Annotated in this window: 20 protein-coding genes and 1 other RNA gene; 8 read left to right on the top strand and 13 right to left on the bottom strand. The window is 63.9% G+C overall.

The features are described 5' to 3' along the window. Positions 1-31: 31 nt before the first annotated feature. The 3 genes from truA to def are packed head-to-tail and all read right to left on the bottom strand — an operon-like array spanning position 32 to position 2,240. Positions 32-793, bottom strand: a complete 762-nt coding sequence (gene truA / locus M7H45_RS09420) for a tRNA pseudouridine(38-40) synthase TruA (protein ID WP_298216360.1) — start codon at positions 791-793, stop codon at positions 32-34. After that, positions 790-1,692: a methionyl-tRNA formyltransferase gene (gene fmt / locus M7H45_RS09415; RefSeq protein ID WP_298216403.1), complete on the bottom strand. Its 903-nt coding sequence runs from the start codon at positions 1,690-1,692 to the stop codon at positions 790-792. The genes truA and fmt overlap by 4 nt, the downstream gene beginning before the upstream one ends. A gap of 8 nt (positions 1,693-1,700) precedes the next feature. After that, positions 1,701-2,240 (bottom strand): peptide deformylase, encoded by a 540-nt coding sequence (gene def / locus M7H45_RS09410; protein WP_298216358.1) that lies wholly within the window; start codon positions 2,238-2,240, stop codon positions 1,701-1,703. A 136-nt stretch (positions 2,241-2,376) separates the two neighbouring features. Here def and M7H45_RS09405 point away from each other — a divergent pair, with 136 nt between their 5' ends. The 5 genes from M7H45_RS09405 to M7H45_RS09385 all read left to right on the top strand — a co-directional run bounded on the left by M7H45_RS09405 (position 2,377) and on the right by M7H45_RS09385 (position 6,087). Further along, on the top strand, positions 2,377-2,826 hold the full coding sequence (locus tag M7H45_RS09405) for an Hsp20 family protein (RefSeq protein ID WP_298216357.1): 450 nt from the start codon (positions 2,377-2,379) through the stop codon (positions 2,824-2,826). A gap of 118 nt (positions 2,827-2,944) precedes the next feature. Continuing rightward, a complete protein-coding gene (locus M7H45_RS09400; RefSeq protein ID WP_298216355.1) occupies positions 2,945-3,199 on the top strand; it encodes a DUF1150 family protein in 255 nt (84 codons plus the stop codon). A gap of 68 nt (positions 3,200-3,267) precedes the next feature. Next, positions 3,268-3,915, top strand: coding sequence for an ATP phosphoribosyltransferase (gene hisG, locus M7H45_RS09395; protein WP_298216354.1), 648 nt, complete (start codon positions 3,268-3,270; stop codon positions 3,913-3,915). After that, the gene (gene hisD, locus M7H45_RS09390) at positions 3,912-5,201 is read left to right on the top strand and encodes a histidinol dehydrogenase (RefSeq protein ID WP_298216352.1); all 1,290 of its coding nucleotides are present in this window, start codon (positions 3,912-3,914) and stop codon (positions 5,199-5,201) included. Before hisG ends, hisD begins: the two co-directional genes overlap by 4 nt. A gap of 22 nt (positions 5,202-5,223) precedes the next feature. Further along, positions 5,224-6,087, top strand: a complete 864-nt coding sequence (locus M7H45_RS09385) for a beta-1,6-N-acetylglucosaminyltransferase (RefSeq protein WP_298216350.1) — start codon at positions 5,224-5,226, stop codon at positions 6,085-6,087. Here M7H45_RS09385 and M7H45_RS09380 read toward each other — a convergent pair. From M7H45_RS09380 to ffs, 6 genes are all read right to left on the bottom strand, one after another. Then, the gene (locus M7H45_RS09380) at positions 6,065-7,483 is read right to left on the bottom strand and encodes a pyridoxal-dependent decarboxylase (RefSeq protein WP_298216348.1); all 1,419 of its coding nucleotides are present in this window, start codon (positions 7,481-7,483) and stop codon (positions 6,065-6,067) included. The genes M7H45_RS09385 and M7H45_RS09380 overlap by 23 nt on opposite strands. Before the next feature lie 12 nt (positions 7,484-7,495). Further along, positions 7,496-8,839, bottom strand: a complete 1,344-nt coding sequence (locus M7H45_RS09375) for a hypothetical protein (protein ID WP_298216346.1) — start codon at positions 8,837-8,839, stop codon at positions 7,496-7,498. 10 nt (positions 8,840-8,849) lie between these two features. Further along, positions 8,850-9,440 (bottom strand): recombination mediator RecR, encoded by a 591-nt coding sequence (gene recR / locus M7H45_RS09370; RefSeq protein WP_298216344.1) that lies wholly within the window; start codon positions 9,438-9,440, stop codon positions 8,850-8,852. Position 9,441: 1 nt separating this feature from the next. Further along, positions 9,442-9,765 (bottom strand): YbaB/EbfC family nucleoid-associated protein, encoded by a 324-nt coding sequence (locus M7H45_RS09365; protein WP_298216342.1) that lies wholly within the window; start codon positions 9,763-9,765, stop codon positions 9,442-9,444. Next, positions 9,762-11,537: a DNA polymerase III subunit gamma/tau gene (locus M7H45_RS09360; protein WP_298216341.1), complete on the bottom strand. Its 1,776-nt coding sequence runs from the start codon at positions 11,535-11,537 to the stop codon at positions 9,762-9,764. The genes M7H45_RS09365 and M7H45_RS09360 overlap by 4 nt, the downstream gene beginning before the upstream one ends. A gap of 28 nt (positions 11,538-11,565) precedes the next feature. After that, an RNA gene (ffs, locus tag M7H45_RS09355) (signal recognition particle sRNA small type) lies at positions 11,566-11,664 on the bottom strand. A 72-nt stretch (positions 11,665-11,736) separates the two neighbouring features. Between ffs and nudC the strand changes: the two genes are divergently transcribed. Both nudC and M7H45_RS09345 read left to right on the top strand, forming a co-directional pair. Next, on the top strand, positions 11,737-12,636 hold the full coding sequence (nudC, locus tag M7H45_RS09350) for an NAD(+) diphosphatase (RefSeq protein WP_298216339.1): 900 nt from the start codon (positions 11,737-11,739) through the stop codon (positions 12,634-12,636). A gap of 311 nt (positions 12,637-12,947) precedes the next feature. After that, the gene (locus M7H45_RS09345) at positions 12,948-14,330 is read left to right on the top strand and encodes a hypothetical protein (protein ID WP_298216337.1); all 1,383 of its coding nucleotides are present in this window, start codon (positions 12,948-12,950) and stop codon (positions 14,328-14,330) included. A gap of 119 nt (positions 14,331-14,449) precedes the next feature. Here M7H45_RS09345 and msrB read toward each other — a convergent pair whose 3' ends face one another. Continuing rightward, positions 14,450-14,887: a peptide-methionine (R)-S-oxide reductase MsrB gene (gene msrB / locus M7H45_RS09340; protein ID WP_298216335.1), complete on the bottom strand. Its 438-nt coding sequence runs from the start codon at positions 14,885-14,887 to the stop codon at positions 14,450-14,452. Between the two features lie 164 nt (positions 14,888-15,051). Then, the gene (locus M7H45_RS09335; RefSeq protein ID WP_298216333.1) at positions 15,052-15,210 is read right to left on the bottom strand and encodes a hypothetical protein; all 159 of its coding nucleotides are present in this window, start codon (positions 15,208-15,210) and stop codon (positions 15,052-15,054) included. Between the two features lie 298 nt (positions 15,211-15,508). Between M7H45_RS09335 and gshB the strand changes: the two genes are divergently transcribed. After that, on the top strand, positions 15,509-16,459 hold the full coding sequence (gshB, locus tag M7H45_RS09330) for a glutathione synthase (protein ID WP_298216331.1): 951 nt from the start codon (positions 15,509-15,511) through the stop codon (positions 16,457-16,459). Here gshB and M7H45_RS09325 read toward each other — a convergent pair. Together M7H45_RS09325 and M7H45_RS09320 are read right to left on the bottom strand one after the other, a co-directional pair. After that, positions 16,456-16,968, bottom strand: a complete 513-nt coding sequence (locus tag M7H45_RS09325; protein ID WP_298216330.1) for a flavin reductase — start codon at positions 16,966-16,968, stop codon at positions 16,456-16,458. The genes gshB and M7H45_RS09325 overlap by 4 nt on opposite strands. A gap of 170 nt (positions 16,969-17,138) precedes the next feature. Beyond that, entirely contained in the window at positions 17,139-18,392 is a 1,254-nt protein-coding gene (locus tag M7H45_RS09320; protein ID WP_298216329.1) for a DNA polymerase IV, read from the bottom strand.

Genomic DNA, 18,392 nt, shown 5'->3' with positions numbered 1-18,392 from the left:
CCTCGGGCTCCGCGGCAGTGTGGTCCGGCGGTCAGGCCAGTTCAAGCGGCGGGTCGTAGGCCGCGCCGGTGAAATAAAGCCCGGCGGCGGGGGCGGTCTGCCCGGCGGCGGGGCGGGCGCGGGCGGCGAGGATCGCGGCGATCTTTTCCTCCGGCCAGCGTCCCTCGCCCACCATCTTGAGGCTGCCCGCCATGTTGCGCACCTGGTGATGAAGGAAGCTGCGTGCCCGGGTCTCGATGATCACATGCGCGCCCTCCCGGCGCACGGCGAGCGCGTCCAGCGTGCGCATCGGCGTTTTGGCCTGGCAGGCGGCGGCGCGGAAGGAGGAGAAATCGTGATGGCCAAGCAGGAACTGGGCGGCGCGGTGCATGGCCTGTTCATCCAGGCCGGGCCGCACGTGCCAGACCCGCCCGGCCTCCAGCGTGGGCGGCTGCGGCCGGTTGAGGATGACATAGCGGTAGGCGCGCGAGACGGCAGAGAAGCGGGCGTTCCAGCCCGGCGGGGCCGGGCCGCAGCGCAGCACCGCGATGGGGTGGGGCTTGAGGTGGAAATTCATCGCCTCGCGGATGCGGAAGGGGGAAAGGTCCGGCAGCTCGATCTGCACGATCATCGCCAGCGCGTGCACCCCGGCATCCGTGCGCCCGGCGGCGATGGCCTCGCCCGGCTCCGCCCCGCCGCGCAGCCGGGCGGCGGCCTCCTCCACCGCTTGCTGGATGGCGAGCCCGTGTTTCTGCCGCTGCCAGCCCATGAAGGGGCCGCCATCATATTCGAGCTCGAGCGCCCAAAGGCTCAATAGAAGCGCGCCCCCCCGGGCAGCTTGTAGCCGCGCAGGAACTCCTCCGCCGTCATCGGCGATTTGCCCGCCCGTTGCAGCCGGGTGACGCGCAGCGCGCCCTCGCCGCAGGCGATGGTGAGCCCCCCCGGGAGCAGCGTGCCGGGAATGCCGGACCCTTCCACCACCTCGGCGGCGAGGAATTTGACGACCACGTCGCCAAGCAGCCCGAGCGCGCCGGGCCAGGGCTGATAAGCGCGGATGCGCCGCTCCAGCACCGCCGCGGGCAGGCGAAAATCCAGCCGCGCATCCTCGCGGGTGAGTTTGGGAGCGTAGGTGGCCAGCGCCTCGTTCTGGATGATGGGCGCACTCGGCTCCGCCAGCTCCCGCAGGATCAGCCGCGCGCCGCTTTCGGCCAAGCGGTCTTGCAGCTCGGCGGCGGTCTCGCGCGGGCCGATGGGAGTGGCCTCGCGCCGCAGCATCGGCCCCGTATCCAGCCCGGCCTCCATTTGCATCACGGTGATGCCGGTCTCCGCATCCCCCGCCGCGATGGCCGCCTGGATCGGCGCCGCTCCCCGCCAGCGCGGCAGCAGCGAGGCGTGGATGTTGAGACAGCCGCGCCGGGGCGCGGCCAGCCATTCCGGCGGCAGAATCTGCCCATAGGCCGCCACCACGGCGGCATCGAGGCCCAAGGCGCGGAAATGGGCCAGCTCCTGCGCGTCGCGGCGCAGCCGCGCCGGATTGCGCACGGGCAGGCCCAGCGCCAGCGCGGCGGCATGGACGGGGCAAGGGGTTTGCTTCTGGCCGCGCCCGGCGGGTTTGGGCGGCTGCGCATATACCGCCACGATGTCGTGCGCCGCCGCCAGGGCGCGCAGCGCCGGCACGGCGAAATCCGGCGAGCCCATGAAGGCCAGCCTCAGCCGCCCGCTCATGCGCGCGCCTTCAGCTCCTTCTGCGCCTTGGCGAGCTTGCGCAGCAGGATGTTGCGCTTGAGGGCCGAGAGATGGTCCACGAAGAGAATCCCATTGAGATGATCGATCTCGTGTTGCAGGCAGGCCGAGAGCAGGCCCTCCGCCTCGATCTCCTTGCGCGCGCCCTCGGGGTCCTGATAGCGCAGCCGGACCCGGGCGGGACGGGTGACCTCCGCGTATTGGTCGGGCAGGGAGAGGCAGCCTTCCTCCTGGGTGGCGGTTTCATCCGAGCGGGCGACGATCTCCGGATTAATGAGGGCGAGCGGCGCGGGCTCGTCCTTGGCCACATCCACCACGATCACCCGCAACAGGCTGCCGACCTGGTTGGCGGCGAGGCCGATGCCCGGCGCCTTGTACATGGTGGCGAACATGGCGGGAACGAGGCGGCGGATTTCCTCCGCGTCGGCGGCGGTGACGGGACGCGCCGTCCTGCGCAGGACCGGGGCGGGGTGGATGAGAATGGGCAGGACCGGCGCGCCGGTTTGTGTCTCGGACATGCCACGCATGTAATCCGCCGGCCCGCCCCTGCCAACCATTGCCTCTTGCATCGCAGGAAAACCATGCCAACATGTGAACCCGGGTGCCTCGCCAGAGGGCCCACGCCTGCTTCGCTCATTTGGGGGAGCTTTTGACATGACGACACGCGTTTTCACCTCGCCGATGTTTCTCGGCTTCGACCATCTGGAACAGATGATCGAACGCGCCGCGAAAACATCATCCGACGGCTATCCGCCCTATAATATAGAGCAGCTAAGCCCGGTCTCGCTGCGCATCACCCTCGCCGTGGCGGGGTTCACCATGGACGATCTGCAAATCACCCTGGAGGATAACCAGATGGTAATCCGGGGCCGCCAGACTGACGATGCTCAGGGACGCGTCTTCCTGCATCGCGGCATCGCGGCGCGCCAGTTCCAGCGGGCCTTCGTGATCGCGGAGGGGATCGAGGTGAAGGGCGCGTGGCTGGATAACGGCCTGTTGCATGTGGACCTCATCCGTCCCACGCCGCAACCGGTGGTGAAGACCATTCCCATTTCCCGCGGGCAAGGCAAGGTCGCCGCCCCGCGCACGGTGGACGGAGATTAAGGCGGATTTCGCATTGGCGCCGCCGCGCGGGCTGGCCAAAACGGCGGCCCTTACCAAATTAAACTACGCTTGGACCTTGGGCCGGATATGCCGCCCCGAGGGGCTGAAAGGACAGATTATGAACATCAAGACCCATGACGGCACGGCCAATTTCGTTCCCGGCACGGTGCTCGACATTCATCACATTTCCGCTGCCCAGCTGGCGATGCTCGGGCTGGAGGAGATCGCCTTCGTCAAGCCGGTGATGACCGATCACGGCCCGGCTTTTGCCATTCATGCCGCCGACGGCACGCCGATGGCGCTGGCGGCGAACCCGGATTTGGCGGCGGCCGCGATTGTTCAGCACAACATGCTCCCTTATCTGGTGCATTAATCACGTTTCCGCCTGGGCGGACGGCTCCGCCTAGCCGGCCGCCCGGGCGGGTGGTACAGGGCACGGCCATGTCGATCGTGCTCGCATTGCCCAAGGGGCGGATTCTCAAGGAAGCGGGGCCGCTGCTTGCCCGCGCCGGGCTGGAGCCCGAGCCGGACCATGCGGACGAATCCTCCCGCAAGCTGCGGTTTTCCACACGCCATCCGGACGTGGACGTGATTCGGGTGCGCTCCTTCGACGTGGCGACCTTCGTCGCCTTCGGCGCGGCGCAAATCGGCATTTGCGGCGCGGACGTGCTGATGGAGTTCGATTATCCCGAGATCTACGCGCCGCTTGATCTCGGCATTGGCCGCTGCCGCGTCTCGGTCGCCGAGCCGGGGGACGAGGCCGGGCAGACCGATCTCTCCCGCGTCTCCGCCATACGTGTCGCCAGCAAATACCCTAACATCGCCCGCCGCCACTTCGCCCGGCGGGGCATCCAGGCGGAGATCGTCGAGCTTTCCGGCTCGATGGAGCTGGCGCCCGGCCTCGGCCTCTCGCGCCTGATCGTCGATCTGGTGCAGACCGGCGGCACGCTCAAGGCCAACGGGCTGGTGGAGACGGATGTCATCGCCCATGTCTCCTCCCGCCTTATCGTCAATCGCGTGGCGCTCAAGACCCGGCCCGAGGAGATCGGCGGCTGGATCGAGGCCTTTAGAAAGGCGTTGGCGCCATGATGAGGCTTTCCACCGCCCAGCCGGATTTTGCCGCCGCCCTGGCCCGGCTGCTCACCCGCGCCCAGGGATTGGCGGAGGTTTCGGCCCAGGTGCGGGAGATCATCGCCCGGGTGCGGGCCGAGGGCGACGAGGCTTTGCTCGGCTATACCGCGCGCTTCGATCGCCAGAGGCTGACGGCCGCGGAATTGCGGGTGACGAGGGCGGAGATGGACGCCGCCGAGGCCGCGACGCCGCCCCGCCTGCGCGAGGCTCTGGCTGTGGCGGCGCGGCGGATCGAGGCGTTTCACCGGGCGCAATTGCCGCGCGGCATCGAATATACCGACGAGGCCGGAGTGGTGTGCGGGATGCGCTGGGGGGCGCTGGACGCGGTGGGGCTATACGTGCCCGGCGGCAAGGCGGCCTATCCCTCCTCGGTGCTGATGAACGCGATTCCCGCCAGGGTAGCGGGGGTGGGGCGCATCGCCATGGTGGTGCCCGCGCCGGATGGGGTGCTCAACCCCTTGGTGCTGGCTGCGGCGAAAGCGGCGGGACTCGACGAGATCTACCGGGTCGGCGGGGCGCAGGCGGTGGCGGCCCTCGCCTATGGCACGGCCAGCATCGCCCGGGTGGACCGTATCGTCGGGCCGGGCAACGCCTATGTGGCGGAGGCCAAGCGCCAAGTCTTCGGCCAGGTGGGGATCGATTCGATCGCCGGGCCTTCCGAGGTGCTGATCATCGCCGATGACGGGAACGACCCCGACCGGGTGGCGATGGACCTGCTGGCCCAGGCCGAGCATGACGAGGACGCCCAATCCATCCTGGTCACCCCCAGCGGCCGCCTGGCCGCGCGGGTCGAGACCGCGGTGGCGGCGGCGCTGACGGCGCTGCCGCGCCGCGAGATCGCCGGGGCGAGCTGGGAGCGCCACGGCGCGATCATCCTCGTGCAAGGCTGGGACGAGGCGGCGGCCATCGCCAACCAGGTCGCGCCCGAGCATCTGCAATTGATGCTGGCCGAACCCTGGCCGCTCTTTGCCAAAATCCGTCATGCCGGGGCGGTGTTTCTGGGGCGCGACACGCCGGAGGCGATGGGCGATTACATCATCGGCCCCAACCATGTGCTGCCCACCTCCGGCACGGCGCGCTTCGCCTCCGGGCTCTCGGTCTATGACTTCATGAAGCGCACCACCTATGCCGAGGCGCCGGGGGCGGCGTTGGCGGCGCTGGGGCCGCACGCGGTGGCGCTGGCCGAGGCGGAGGGGCTGACGGCGCATGCGGCGAGCATCGCCCTGCGGCTGGCGAAAGACTAGGATTGGAGAGCTGGAAGATGCGATGGCGGACGGAAACGATATCGCCGTTTTGATCCTGGCCCATACGTCTCCCGGCGGATTGGCGGGGCTCGCGCGTTTTTTCGCCGGCGCGGGGTGTGATCTCTTCGTCCATGTGGACGCCAAGGCGGATGAGGCGTGGTTCCGGGACGCGGCCCGCCCCTGGCCGGTGCGGTTCATCACGCCACGGATCAACGTGTTTTGGCGCGGCTTCACGATGATCGACGCGATGATCAGCCTGATCCAGACCGCGCACGGCCAAAAACCCTATGCGCGTTACGTGATTCTCTCCGACGACACGCTGCCGCTGCAGCCGCCGGATGTGATCCGCAACAAATTATCGGGGCCGGAGGAATTTATCACCACCCGCGAGGCGGAGGATTTCAGATTCCGGTACGAGTCGTTTTTTCTTTTCGACAGCGTGGCGACACAGATCCGCTGGATTCCCTTGCGGGAACGGGCCGTCACGCCCGATCTGATCGCGCGCATGAAACGGCTTGAAGCCTTGATGAATCGGGGAAAGAAAAAACTGGAGCGTTTCTGGTACGGCTCGCAGTGGATGGCCCTGACCGCGGCGGCGATGGATAAAATTCTCCGGAGCTGGGAGGATGATGCGTGGCTGCGCGACTCTTTCGAATTTTCCGAGGCGCCGGATGAATCCTATTTCCAGACGATCATCGGGGAAAGCCTGGGGCCGGTCAACCGGCCACTGACCTATGTGGATTGGAACGCGCCCGAGCCGCCCCGCGTCTTCGCCGAGCTTGCCGAGATCGAGGCGCTGAACCGGCCGGAGTTCATGTTTTTGCGTAAGGCCAGGCTGCCGGCGGCGCAGCTTGACCAATGGATCACCCGGCTGCGGGCGCCATAATCCGGCGCAGGATTTCCTCCACCAAAGCATCGATATCCTCCGCCCGCGTGCGGTGGTTGACGATGGCGCAGCGGATCGCCACCCGCCCGCCGATGCGGGTGGTGGAGGGGGCGAACAGCCCATCCTCTTGCAAATCCGCGACCAGATCGATCACCTCATCGTCGCTTTTGCCCTTGATGCCGAAACAGACGATGTTGAGCGGCACCGGCGCCAGCAGGGTGAGCCGGTTGCTGGCCCGCACCCGGGCGGCGAGGCGCTGGGCCAGGGCGCAGCTCGTTTCCACCACGTGGGCCAGCCCCTGCGTGCCGTAGGCGGAGAGGCTCATCCAGACCTTGAGCGCCGAGAAGCCGCGCGAGAGGTCCGGCCCCAGATCGCACGGCCAGGGGAAGCCTCCGGCCAGCCCGCGCGGCGCGGCGGCGAGATAAGGGGCGGGCTGGGCGAAGGTGGCGGTGTGAATCGCCGGGTCGCGCACCAGCACGCAGCCGCAGGAATAGGTGACCTGCGGCCATTTATGAAAATCGAAGGCGATAGAATCGGCGCGCCCGAGCCCGGCGGTGAGGGGGCGTGTGGCGGGGGAGAGGGCGGCGAGCGCGCCGAAAGCGCCATCCACATGGAACCAGGCGCCATGCGCCGCGGCGATCTCCGCCGCTATGTGCAGGTCGTCGAACGCGCCGGTATCAACGCTGCCCGCGGTGGCGGCGACGAGAAAGGGGCGGAACCCCGCCGCGGCATCCGCCGCGATGGCGGCGCGCAGCTTATCCATATCCATGCGGAATTGGTCGTCGAGCGGGATTTTTCGCAAGGCGGCGCGGCCGAGCCCGGCCATGTCCAGCGCGGCGGGAATACAGCGATGCGCCCCCGCCGAGGCATAGGCGGTGAGGCGGGCCCCCGCCACGCCGGTCTCATGCCCGGCCTCGCCCAGCGCCTTCTGGCGCGCGCAGAGCACGGCGCAGAAATTGGCCATGGAGGAGCCGGTGAGCAGCACGCCGGAGGTACCGGCGGGCATGCCGAGCATCGCCGCCGCCCAGGCGATCACCTGCCGCTCCACAACGATACCGGCATGGTCGCGGCCGCCGCAATTGGCGTTCATCGCCCCCGCCAGCAACTCCGCCAGCATCGAGACCGGGTTGCCGCCGCCATGCACCCAGCCCATGAAGCGGGGATGGAGATTGCCGGTGACGTAAGGCTGGATCTCATCGCGGAAGCGGGCGTAGAGCGCCTCCGGCGCCGTGCCCTGGACGGGCAGGGGGGCCGCGAAGCTCTCGCGCAGGACCTCGGGCATGGGCCGCCAGACCGGCTGGTCACGCAGGGTGGCGAGATGGTCCACCATATCGTCCAGCATTTGATGGCCAAGGGCGCGCAGGGCGGACCAATCGGCGGGGTCGAGCGTGTTCATAATAAGGATCCGCTAGACAATTTCAAAATCAAATTTTTCCCAGTCCCGGGCGTCTTGGCGATTGCAGATGAGATTTCCGTTGGGTTCCGCAGAGAGAAATTTATTGTTATGCGAGAAATTAAATTTATTGTCGGGGGTTCGGCTAATATTAAACTCAGCGGCCGAATCTTCATCGACGGGGAGTTCTCCTTTCAGGGAGACTCCTAAATATATTTCAAAGTTATCTCTTTTTATTACTAGATGTCCCATCCTTCCTTTCAGAACCAAGGAAACGGGAATATCAAATTTCGCATCTAGGTTTGCTATCGAAACGTGTCGGCAATTAAATGACCGTAGATTATAAACCAGAACTGTTTTATGAAAACTAGATAGAAAAAAGTTGCGTTTAAAAATTTCTGCTGCGAGGTAGACAACCAGGGCTCGGCGAGAAGGGGGGAGAAGAATCGCTTTGCAAAAATCAAAACATATAAGACTCTCCGTTAAATGCCCTTGTTTATAGAGCTGTTCTGCCAATTCAATGAGATAGGGGCCGGTGAAGCACAGTTTAGGAATTTCCGTAGAGTTTTTATGTTTTAGTATAAAACTAAAAGTCAATTTTGGTCGACGCGACACAGCCCTAGTTGCTAATTCATTACGATAATATCCGGATCGGCGCCGTTGATGCCTTGATATTTGACGTAAAACATTGATGTTTTTTCCTTGGCAGGCGATTTTTAAGTTCTGGAACGCTTCGGTTCCAGCCATGCAGGGAGTAACATTATGATTAACAAATGGAACCTGTATCAATGTTATGTCTACGAAATAATTACAGATTTTGTGCGCGTGAAATGTGTCTGTTGGATTAAAGGGGTCAAAAAACACGTAAGCTGAGCCCGATGTGTCGGAGTGTTTTATGCTCATTCCCGACATTTCTCTTTTAAAGTGCGTTTGCCAACCGGGATTCGTTCCATCACATTCGTTCGGGTCAATCGTCCATTGAGGGCACAACGCGATAATATTAGTAGCCTTGAGCATTCGAGAGTATTTAAGGGCGGCGTACCCGCCCATTGATCCTCCATATAATATGCGTTCTTCGAATTTTTCTAAAAAATTAGAAATGGAAAGCAAAGAGTTTTCCATACTCTCATAAGGGTACCAATTTGGATATTTCGCCATGAAGCCGATAGCGTTAAGAGCCAAATTATTGATAAGCTTTTCTCCGAAAAAATTCAGTCCATTGGCTAGGCTGATTAAATCTCCAAAAGTTATGATTAACTCGTTGGACTGGCCAATATGCCCGATTACCACGATGTTGTGATCGTCATATAAAATTTGGTTTTGAGTGCTCATTTTCAAAAACCCACAGGCTGTATCCATATTTATCTTTTTAGGCCGCGCCGCGGGCGCGCAAGGCGGTGGCGAGCGTGCCCTCATCCAGCACCTCCAGCGCGCCGCCGATGGGCACGCCCTGGGCGAGGCGGGAAACGGGCACGCCGAAGCGGCGCAGCTGATGCGTGAGATAATGGGTGGTCGCCGCCCCCTCCACCGTGGCCGGCAAGGCGAGGATCACCTCCTCCACGCCGCCTTGCTCCAGCCGCCGCAGCAGGGGCGCGATGGCGAGATCCTCCGGCCCCCGCGCCGAAAGGGCGGAGAGCGTGCCGCCCAGCACATGATAGGTGCCGCGATAGACATGGGCGCGCTCCAGCGCCCAGAGATCGGCCACCCCCTCCACCACGCAGATGCGGGCCTCGCGCAGGGGCTCGGCGCAAATGGCGCAAGGGTCGGCGGAATCGAGATTGCCGCAGATCGAACAATTCCGCACCGAGGCCGCCGCCGCCCGCAGCGCCGCGGCCAGCGGCTCCAGCCCGGTCTCTTTTTCGCGCAGCAGCCGCAATACGATGCGCCGCGCGCTGCGCGGCCCCAGCCCCGGCAGGCGCCCGAACAGGCCGATCAGATGCTCGAGTTCCGGCCCGCCCACCTCAGAACGGCAATTTCAGCCCTGGCGGCAGCGGCAGCCCGCCCATGGCGTTCTTGGTTTCGGCCTCCATCATCGCGTCCAGCCTGGCCTTGGCGTCGGCATGGGCGGCGATGATGAGATCCTCGAGCATCTCGGTCTCCGCCGGGTCGATCAGCTTGGGATCGATTTTCACGGATTTGAGCGCCCCCTTGCCGGAAAGCACCACCCGCACGAGACCCGCGCCCGCCACACCCTCCATCTCGGCCGCTTCCAGCCTGGCCTGCATATCGGCCATTTTTTGCTGCATCTGCTGGGCCTGTTTCATCAGGCCGGCGATGTTCTTCATTCCTCTTCTCCTTCATATGAGTCGTCGGGCGGGGTCAGGGCGGCCCAATCCGCCGGCATTTCCGGCTCCTCCGCCGGCGGGGCGGGAGCTTCCAGACGCGCGCCGGGAAACTGGGCAAGAATCGCCTGCACCAGGGGGTGGGCCAAGGCTTCATCCTCTGCCCTGGCGCGGGCGACCCCCTCCGCCTCGTCAATGGTCGGCTCGCCCGGCAGATGGGAAAGGACGATGGTCCAGCGTCGGCCGGTTTCCGCCTCCAGCAGGGCGGCGAGGCGGCCGGTGAGGTCGCGCGGCACGCGGGGGTCGGCGGCGAGGCGCATCTCGATGACCGGCGGGGCGAAGCGCACGAGATGCACGGATTGGCGCAGATGGGCGTAGAGCATCACGTCCCGCCGCGCCTGGGCCAGGGCCACCACGTCTTGAAAGGTGAGGGCGCGGGGCAGGGCCGCCTGAGCCACCGCGCCGCCATTGACCACCGCCCGCGCGCCGCCGCCGGGGCTGCCCGCTGGCGGGCCGGTGAGCGCGCCCTGGGACTCGGTGAGTTTTTTGACCAGATCTCCGGGCGGCGGCAGATCCGCGACATGGCAGAGCCGGATGAGGATCATCTCCGCCCCGGCCCGGCGGTCTGGAGCCGCCTCCACCTCCTGCAAGCCTTTCAGCAGCATTTGCCACAGCCGCCCGAGGAAGGGGATGGAGAGCATATCCGCCAGGGTTTTGCCGCGGGTGCGCTCCATCTCCGGCAGGGCGGGGCTCTGGGCCAGCGAGGGCACGGATTTCATGCGGGTAAGAAGATGGGCGAGGCCCAGCAGATCAGCCAGGAGAATGCCGGGATCGGCGCCGCGCGCGTAGGAATCGTCGGAAATCCTCAGCGCGGCCTGGATGTCGCCCTGCGCCACCGCGTCCATCAGGTCGAAGACGATGCCGCGATCGGCGAGGCCCAGCATCTCCGCCACCATCGGGGCGGTGATTTCGCCGCCATCCTCGGCCCCGCGGGCAATGGCCTGGTCGAGCAGGGAGAGCCCGTCCCGCACCGAGCCATCGGCCGCGCGGGCAATTTGCGCCAGGGCGCCAGGGGCGATGGCCACCCGCTCCTGGGCCGCCACCGCCGCGAAATGGGCGGCGAGGGTGTCCGCCGGCACGCGCCGGAGATCGAAGCGCTGGCAGCGGGAGAGAACGGTGACGGGGACCTTGCGGATCTCCGTGGTGGCGAGGACGAATTTGATATGCGGGGGCGGCTCCTCCAGCGTTTTGAGCAGCGCGTTGAACGCCGCCTTGGAGAGCATATGCACCTCGTCGATGATGAAGACCTTCACCCGGGCCGCGAGCGGCTTGAAGCGGGTGGCCTCGATGATCTCGCGCACGTCGTCCACGCCGGTATTGGAGGCGGCGTCCATCTCCACCACGTCCGGGTGGCGGTCCGCGAGAATCGCCCGGCAATTCTCACAGACGCCGCACGGGTCGGGGGTGGGGCCGCCCTGGCCGTCCGGCCCGGTGCAGTTGAGCGCGCGGGCAAGAATCCGGGCCGTGGTGGTTTTGCCCACGCCGCGCACGCCGGTGAGCATGAAGGCATGGGCGATACGGCGCATGGCGAAGGCGTTGCGCAGGGTGCGGACCAGCGCCTCCTGGCCGATGAGATCATTAAAGCTGAGGGGGCGGTATTTGCGGGCGAGAACGCGATAGGCCGCCGCCGCGGGCGCCCCGGCATCCGGCTCATCGCCAAAGAGGCCCGGGCCCGGCGGCGGGGCGTCTGGCGCATCGTCGTCGAACAAACCCATGAGCGGTGCGGACCTTGCAAGAAAACCGGGCGGGAGACCGGGCAGCGACCCACGCGAACACCGTTATGGCTGCTGCCTTCCGGCCCTGACCAGGTTGGCGGGCCGCAATGTCCGCCGCCGATCTCCCGCGCCGATTATCGCTTTTGCGGAGGGGAAGCGCAAGCTTGGCAGAAAAAACCCGCCATGCCACATGTGAGGCATGACCTCCCTTTATGAAAGCGAAAACGTCCCGGAACCGGTGGGAATGGCGCTGGACCGGGCTGCATATCTGCGGGATGACCCCGCCTGGCAGGCGCGCGCGGCGGAGGATGGCAGGAGCCTCTACGTTGTGCTGCACGAAGGCAGGGCGCTGGTGGAGGAAACGCCAGCGGGGCTGCGGGCCGCGCTGCTGCCGCCGTTTGGCGAGGCGCCCGACCTGTTTCTGGGACGGGTGGAAGGCCGGCCGGTTTTTGCCGTGGATTTCACCGGGCGGGACCTGCCCGCGGCGCTGGAGGGTGGCGATTACCGCGGGTTGCGAAGTTTGATGACCCGCCTGCCCGCGACGCACACGGCTTTGCTGCTGACCGCGCTCGGCATGTTCAACTGGCGGGCGACGCATAAATTCTGCCCGCTCTGCGCGGGGGCTTTGACGCCGCGGAAGGCCGGGTGGATGGCCCAATGCGAGCAATGCGGAAAAGAGCATTTTCCCCGCACCGATGCGGCGGTGATCATGCTGATCACGCGGGGGGAAAAGGCGCTGCTCGGCCAATCCGCAAATTTTCCGGCCAGGCAGAACATGTACTCCACTCTCGCGGGCTTCGTTGAGCCGGGGGAGAATTTAGAGGATGCCGTCCGCCGGGAAGTGATGGAGGAGACTGGTGTGCGGGTAGGCGCCGTGACCTACCATGCGAGCCAGCCCTGGCCTTTTCCCGCCTCATTGATGCTGGGATTTCATGGCGAGGGGCTCAGCGAGGAGATCGTGCTGGAGGATAACGAGATTCTCGATGCTCGTTGGTTCTCCCGTGAGGATGTGCGCAACCGCGAGGCGCTGGGATTTTCGATTCCGCCCGAGGAGTCGATCGCCCGCCGCCTGATCGAGGCTTGGCTGCGGCAGGGATAGTGCGCCTTGCTTGTATTTGGTTTCAAATTTGTAATCTGAACCTTCTGCGGATCGGCTGCCGCTTCCTCTCAAATAGTAGTCAGCGTCTTCAGCTATGAGATGCCCGCCAAGGCAAAAGCCGGGGATTTCCCCCGCTTTAATTAAAATGCGCTGCCTCAAGGTTGAGGGATATAAATTAATAATAAGACTATTATCTGATTTTGAGTCTTTTATATGAAAAAAATACAACCCTGCCTGTGGATTTTTGTTTGCATTTTCCGCAACGCAGCGTTAAACACCCCGCATAAGGTGGGTTTGAGAAGGGGATTCCGATGGTTGGGCAGATTACGATTAACGGTGCTTTCAACGGCCAGTCCGGAATTTTAACGATTCCGTCCGCACTGCCTGATTCCATTAATGCATTCTTAAACCAGTATGCTGGCGGGATGGCTTCCTCCATTTATGGGGGGATGGTCGGTTATGCTGATTACAATCCTGCCTTGGGCGATACGGTTAATAGTGGCGGGCCGGCGTTTCCTGCTGTGTTTGAAATTTCCAATTTCAACAGTGTGGGGGGCATTACGAACGGGCCGGCCATGACGAATTCCGTTTCCGTCCCCGCCTCGGCCACCAGCCTTTGGGTAGAATTTCCTGGGGTGGTCACGGTTGACGGCTCGGCCTTCACCAATCTGGCACTGTTCGGCGCGAATAGCGATGTGACATATAATGTCACCGGCGGGTTCAGCTCGATTTACGCGGCGGGCGGAAAGGATGTGATCTCGGTTGGGGGCGGTTCGCTTTCTGGCGAGTATATCACCACGGGCGGCAGTGATACCGTTTTCCTGAGCGGTCCCACGGGCAGCACGGGCAATGTGAATGCGGTCGGCAACGCCACCACGAGCGTGTTTGTAGCCAATTCGGATAATGCCACCGTTACCGCCTCGGATAGTGCCGTGGCATCCGTGGCGTTTCTGCCGGGGGCGGGCGGCAATCTGGATTTCATCAATAATTCGACCCAGGCCCAGACCGTTTATGGCGGCACTTACATCATTAATGGGAACGTCGTTTACGCAAATAACGCGGTGACGGCTTGGGGCGGCAATGCCGGCGGGTTCTTTGTCGGAGGCCGGGCGGGCTTCAACTCACTGGTCGGCGGAGCGGGTAACGTGACGCTGGTGGGTGGCGGCGCCCAGGATCTCTTGAGCGCGTCGGGCGCGAATAACCTGCTCTATACGGGCCAGGGCGAGGAATCTCTGATCGGCGGCGGCGGGTCCAACGATTTCTTTGTGGGCTTTGAAAATTACGGGATAGGAACAGTGAAGGCGGTGGGAGACCTCGTTTCCGCCGGCGGTTCCGGATCTCAGAACTTCTTGATCGGCCAGGCATCCTCCACCACGCTCACAGGTTCGACCGTTTCAGGCGCCTCGAATATTTATAACGTGTTAGGCACCTATACGACCCTGGGCGGGCAAGAGGTCAGCATCACCGGTGGCGATTTCACCATCACCGATTTCGGCGCGCATGACGCGATTTGGCTGATCAATGGCTCCGGCACCTTCGATTCAGGCGCCCCGACCGTGGAGACGGTGGGTTCTGCTTTGGGCGGAGGCGGATCGCAGATTCTGCTCTCCGATGGGACCACGATCACACTGAAGGGCGTTTCCACCTCGCAGATCGCCGTGGCTAACAATGGTCATGAGATCTATCGCCAGTAAATTTTAAGGCATACAAAAAGCCTGCAAAAAAGCCTGCCCCATCCGGGGCAGGCTTTTTTTGTTTCAGGGCAGGCTCAGCCAAAAAATCTTTAAGGCAGAGATTTATCGTCAGTTAAGTTCTAGATTAGGCTAGAAGCGGCATCTGCTTGTTCCGCCGGACGAAACACCAGCGCTTCGCCATTCATGCAATAACGCAGCCCCGTAGGGGGCGGACCATCCTCAAAAATATGGCCGAGATGGCCACCGCAATTGCTGCAATGCGCTTCCACGCGGATCATGCCATGGCTGCGGTCGATGCTGGTCCCGATCGCGCCCTCGACCGGATCATTGAAGCTCGGCCAACCTGTGCCGCTTTCGAATTTGCTATTGGAGATAAAAAGGGTTTGGCCGCAGCCCGCGCAAGCGAAGCTGCCAGGGCGTTTCTCGTAATTCAACGCGCAGCTTCCTGGACGTTCTGTGGCGTGACCGCGTAAAACGGCATATTGCGCGGGGGTCAGCCGCCGCCGCCATTCCTCGTCGCTCAACGTAAACGGAAATTGCGTCTCTATGGTTGTCATCGCGGCTCTCCTCATCGCTCTGCCGCCTGATATAGGCGCCGCCGACGAGGTGACCAAGCGAGGGCCGATCTATATATTAACCGGGCCAAACCCCAAGGGTCAGCCCGGTGAATGTATGAATGAGCATAAACTAGACGAGGACACGCTGAAGTGCCCTCAGCTGGTTATTTGCTGGTTTTTTCTGCTTTAATGTGGCTCAAAGCCCGCCAACGTTCCAACGTCGCTTCGCGAGCCGGCTTGCCATCGCTCAAAGAGGCCGCGATCAACCGGTCGATGACGGCATTGCGGAGTTCAGCCTCGGTTTTTAGCATATTCGCGGACATCACTCATCACCTTTCGGTCTTGCAGGACGATATGTCCATTGGTTGATCGATAATCGATAATAAAGGCTCGAATGGGGCAGCCTTCTGAAGCTTATGTGGCAAATTATACGCCGCATTGCAGCAAAAAAAATTGTTGATAACTCTTCATTTATTGTCATCGCCCCATCCTGGGGTTTGCGACATGACGCTGGCCTATCTTGTGCCTCGAAAAGGCATTGCAAACGCGCGCTATTGCCGCGGCCCTGGAGCAACACCCCGTCTCCTGATAGCGTGCCGCAAGCCCTAGGCAGAGGATGACATGGCGTCTTTGAATACCGCGGTGCAGATGGACCCGCTGCATCGCATCGATATCACCGGCGATTCGACTTTCGCGCTGATGCTGGAGGGACAGTCACGCGGCCACCGGCTCTGGTATTATGAGGTTCCCCATATGTGGCTGGATGGCGCTGTATTGCGGGCGCGCGTCAAGCCGGTGACGGTCCGCAACGTGGCGGGTGCCCATTATCAATTTGGGCCGGAGGAGGTGATCGCTCTCGGCGGCATGGATGTGGTGCTCATGCGCCAGGACCCGCCTTTCGACATGGCCTATATCACCGCCACCCATCTTCTAGAGCATATTCATCCCAAGACATTGGTGGTCAACAACCCCGCCGCCGTGCGCAACGCGCCGGAGAAGCTCCTGGTCACGCATTTCCCGGAGCTGATGCCACCGACGCTCATCGCCTGGGACCGCGACGCCATCCGCGAGTTCCGGGCGCGGCACAAAGACATCGTCGTGAAGCCGCTTTTTGGCAATGGCGGCATTGGCGTGTTCCGCATCAAGCCGGATGACGAAAATCTCGGCTCCCTGCTCGATATGTTTTTTACCGCCTCGCGCGAGCCGCTGATGGTCCAGCGTTACGAGCCCGCCGTGCGCAAGGGGGATAAACGGATCATCCTCATCGATGGCGAGCCGCTGGGGGCCATCAACCGTGTGCCGGCCGAAGGGGATTCCCGTTCCAATATGCATGTGGGCGGGCGGGCCGAGCCGGTGAAGCTCACGGCGCGCGACCTGGAGATTTGTGCCGCCATCGGCCCGACCCTCAAGCGGCAGGGCCTGCTCTTTACCGGCATTGACGTGATCGGTGAGTATCTCACTGAGATCAACGTGACCTCCCCGACCGGATTGCAGCAGGTGGCACGGTTTGAAAACCTCAACCTGGCCGCCGCGATCTGGGAAAAAATCGAGGCGATTCGCGGGGCCGCCTAGCCGAAGCGGTGCAGGATCTGATGATAGGCCCGGCCGTGATAGACGAGGCCGGAGCCCGCCGGGCCGAGATGAATCGCCTGAACCTCGCAGAAAAACACGGTATGGGTCCCCACATCCACGCTCTGGGTCACCTTGCAATCGAGACTGGCCGCGGCGGTTCGCAAGGCTGGCGCGCCGGTGACGAGGCGGATCCATTCCCCTCTGGCGAAGCGTTGTTCCATCGGCAGATCGCCAACCCCCGCGAAAATGGGGGACAGTTCCTCATGCTCATGGGCCAGCACATTGATGCAGATGAATCCGGTTGATTTGAAGGTCTCGTACTGGCTGCCGGCACGGTTGATGCAGACCAGCACGGTGGGGGGAGTGTCGGTGACCGAGCAGACGGCGGAGGCGGTCATGCCGACATCTCCCTCCGGTCCGCGCGTGGTGAGAATGGTCACGGCCGCGCCCAGCCGGGCCATGGCCTCGCGGAACAGGGCGGGATCGATATCAGCGGCAGGCATGGCCATCCATTCCCGGGAAACTAGGGCTTTCCTGATCCTAGAGCAATGTCTCGATCTGGCTGGGCGGCTTCACGGGCAGCCAGAGCGAACGAAGCGTCACATAAAAAAACTCCGACCTTGTTTTAACGAGCATTCAGTCGTCTGCTTTGAAGTCAATAATTTCGGAGCAGATGGGGCTAGCCTCCTAGGCTTCGCAGGGCGCGGCCGCGTTGGACGGAGTGATCGCCAAAACGGGCGCGCAGCCGGTCGATCGCCTCCTGGCGGGCGCGGCGGCGCGGGGAGGCGGTATCGGCAAGGTCGCCGAGATCCGCCAGCGCGGCGGCGGCCAGGGGGGCCGCGCCAATGCCGATGAGGCGGAAGCGCGTGCCCTCCGCCTCCCGTGCGAGTAAAGGCAAGACGGATTCAAAAATCGTCTCCGGCAGTTGGGTGGGCGCGCTCAGCCGCAGGCTGCGGGTGCGTTGCTCGAATCCGGCGGTTTTTAGCTTCAGCACCAGGCCGGCGGCGGCCTGGTGCTCACGGTGCAGGCGCCGGCCCAGCTTTTCGCATAACGGCCAAAGCTCTGCCTCCAACCCGGCCCGGTCCGCGATGTCAGTGGAGAAGGTGGTCTCGGCGCTGATGGATTTACTCTCCCGCTCAGGCTGTACGGGGCGGTGATCCTGCAAGCGGGCGCGGGCCACCAGCGCCGCGCCCTCCTGGCCCAGCCGGGCCGCCATGCCGGCGTCGAGCGCCGCCAACTGCTCTACGGTGGTAACGCCCAGGGATGCGAGCCGCCGCGCCTGGGCCGGGCCGATGCCGGGCAGCACCCCCACGGATTCCTGCGCCAGCAGGGCTGCCGCTTCCTGCCCCAGAACGGTAAAGCCGCGCGGCTTGCCCCGCTCCGCTGCCAGCTTGGCCAGCATGCGGTTGCGGGCGAGGCCGATGGAGATGGTGAGGCCCAGCTCCTTTTCGGCACGCCGGGCCAGGGCGGAGAGAACGATGGCGGGCGGGGCGCCGTGCAGCGCCTCGGTGCCGGAGAGGTCGAGCACCGCCTCGTCGATGGAAAGCGGCTGCACCTGAGGGGTGAGGCGTTCCAGCATCGCGCGAAGCTGGCGGGAAACCGCGGCGTAGCGGGCGATATCCGGCGGCACGATAATCGCTTCCGGGCAGAGGGCCCGCGCCTTGAACATAGGCATGGCCGAGCGCACCCCGGAAAGCCGGGCGATATAGCAGCAGGTCGCCACCACGCCGCGAGCGCCGCCGCCAACGATGAGGGGCTTGTCGCGCCACTCCGGATGGTCGCGCTTTTCCACGGCGGCGTAGAAGGCGTCGCAATCGATATGGGCGGTGGCCAAGTGAAACAGCTCCGCATGGCGCACCACCCGCACGCCGCCGCAACGCGGGCAGGGCGCGGTATCCGCGCGGGCGTCACAATCGCGGCAGAGGCCCGGCAT

Origin of the sequence: Acidocella sp. (genome assembly GCF_027352905.1) — a bacterium.
Lineage (GTDB): Bacteria > Pseudomonadota > Alphaproteobacteria > Acetobacterales > Acetobacteraceae > Acidocella.
This window is presented reverse-complemented; position numbering and strand designations above follow the sequence as displayed.

Excerpts from the sequence above, each read along its gene's own strand:
- M7H45_RS09345 (WP_298216337.1), top strand. The coding sequence starts at position 12,948 with ATGGTTGGGCAGATTACGATTAACGGTGCTTTCAACGGCCAGTCCGGA.
- msrB (WP_298216335.1), bottom strand. The coding sequence starts at position 14,887 with ATGACAACCATAGAGACGCAATTTCCGTTTACGTTGAGCGACGAGGAA.
- M7H45_RS09365 (WP_298216342.1), bottom strand. The coding sequence starts at position 9,765 with ATGAAGAACATCGCCGGCCTGATGAAACAGGCCCAGCAGATGCAGCAA.
- M7H45_RS09385 (WP_298216350.1), top strand. The coding sequence starts at position 5,224 with ATGGCGGACGGAAACGATATCGCCGTTTTGATCCTGGCCCATACGTCT.
- hisD (WP_298216352.1), top strand. The coding sequence starts at position 3,912 with ATGATGAGGCTTTCCACCGCCCAGCCGGATTTTGCCGCCGCCCTGGCC.
- hisG (WP_298216354.1), top strand. The coding sequence starts at position 3,268 with ATGTCGATCGTGCTCGCATTGCCCAAGGGGCGGATTCTCAAGGAAGCG.
- M7H45_RS09405 (WP_298216357.1), top strand. The coding sequence starts at position 2,377 with ATGACGACACGCGTTTTCACCTCGCCGATGTTTCTCGGCTTCGACCAT.
- gshB (WP_298216331.1), top strand. The coding sequence starts at position 15,509 with ATGGCGTCTTTGAATACCGCGGTGCAGATGGACCCGCTGCATCGCATC.
- M7H45_RS09360 (WP_298216341.1), bottom strand. The coding sequence starts at position 11,537 with ATGGGTTTGTTCGACGACGATGCGCCAGACGCCCCGCCGCCGGGCCCG.
- M7H45_RS09380 (WP_298216348.1), bottom strand. The coding sequence starts at position 7,483 with ATGAACACGCTCGACCCCGCCGATTGGTCCGCCCTGCGCGCCCTTGGC.
- nudC (WP_298216339.1), top strand. The coding sequence starts at position 11,737 with ATGACCTCCCTTTATGAAAGCGAAAACGTCCCGGAACCGGTGGGAATG.
- M7H45_RS09325 (WP_298216330.1), bottom strand. The coding sequence starts at position 16,968 with ATGGCCATGCCTGCCGCTGATATCGATCCCGCCCTGTTCCGCGAGGCC.
- M7H45_RS09335 (WP_298216333.1), bottom strand. The coding sequence starts at position 15,210 with ATGTCCGCGAATATGCTAAAAACCGAGGCTGAACTCCGCAATGCCGTC.
- def (WP_298216358.1), bottom strand. The coding sequence starts at position 2,240 with ATGTCCGAGACACAAACCGGCGCGCCGGTCCTGCCCATTCTCATCCAC.
- M7H45_RS09400 (WP_298216355.1), top strand. The coding sequence starts at position 2,945 with ATGAACATCAAGACCCATGACGGCACGGCCAATTTCGTTCCCGGCACG.
- M7H45_RS09375 (WP_298216346.1), bottom strand. The coding sequence starts at position 8,839 with ATGGATACAGCCTGTGGGTTTTTGAAAATGAGCACTCAAAACCAAATT.
- M7H45_RS09320 (WP_298216329.1), bottom strand. The coding sequence starts at position 18,392 with ATGCCGGGCCTCTGCCGCGATTGTGACGCCCGCGCGGATACCGCGCCC.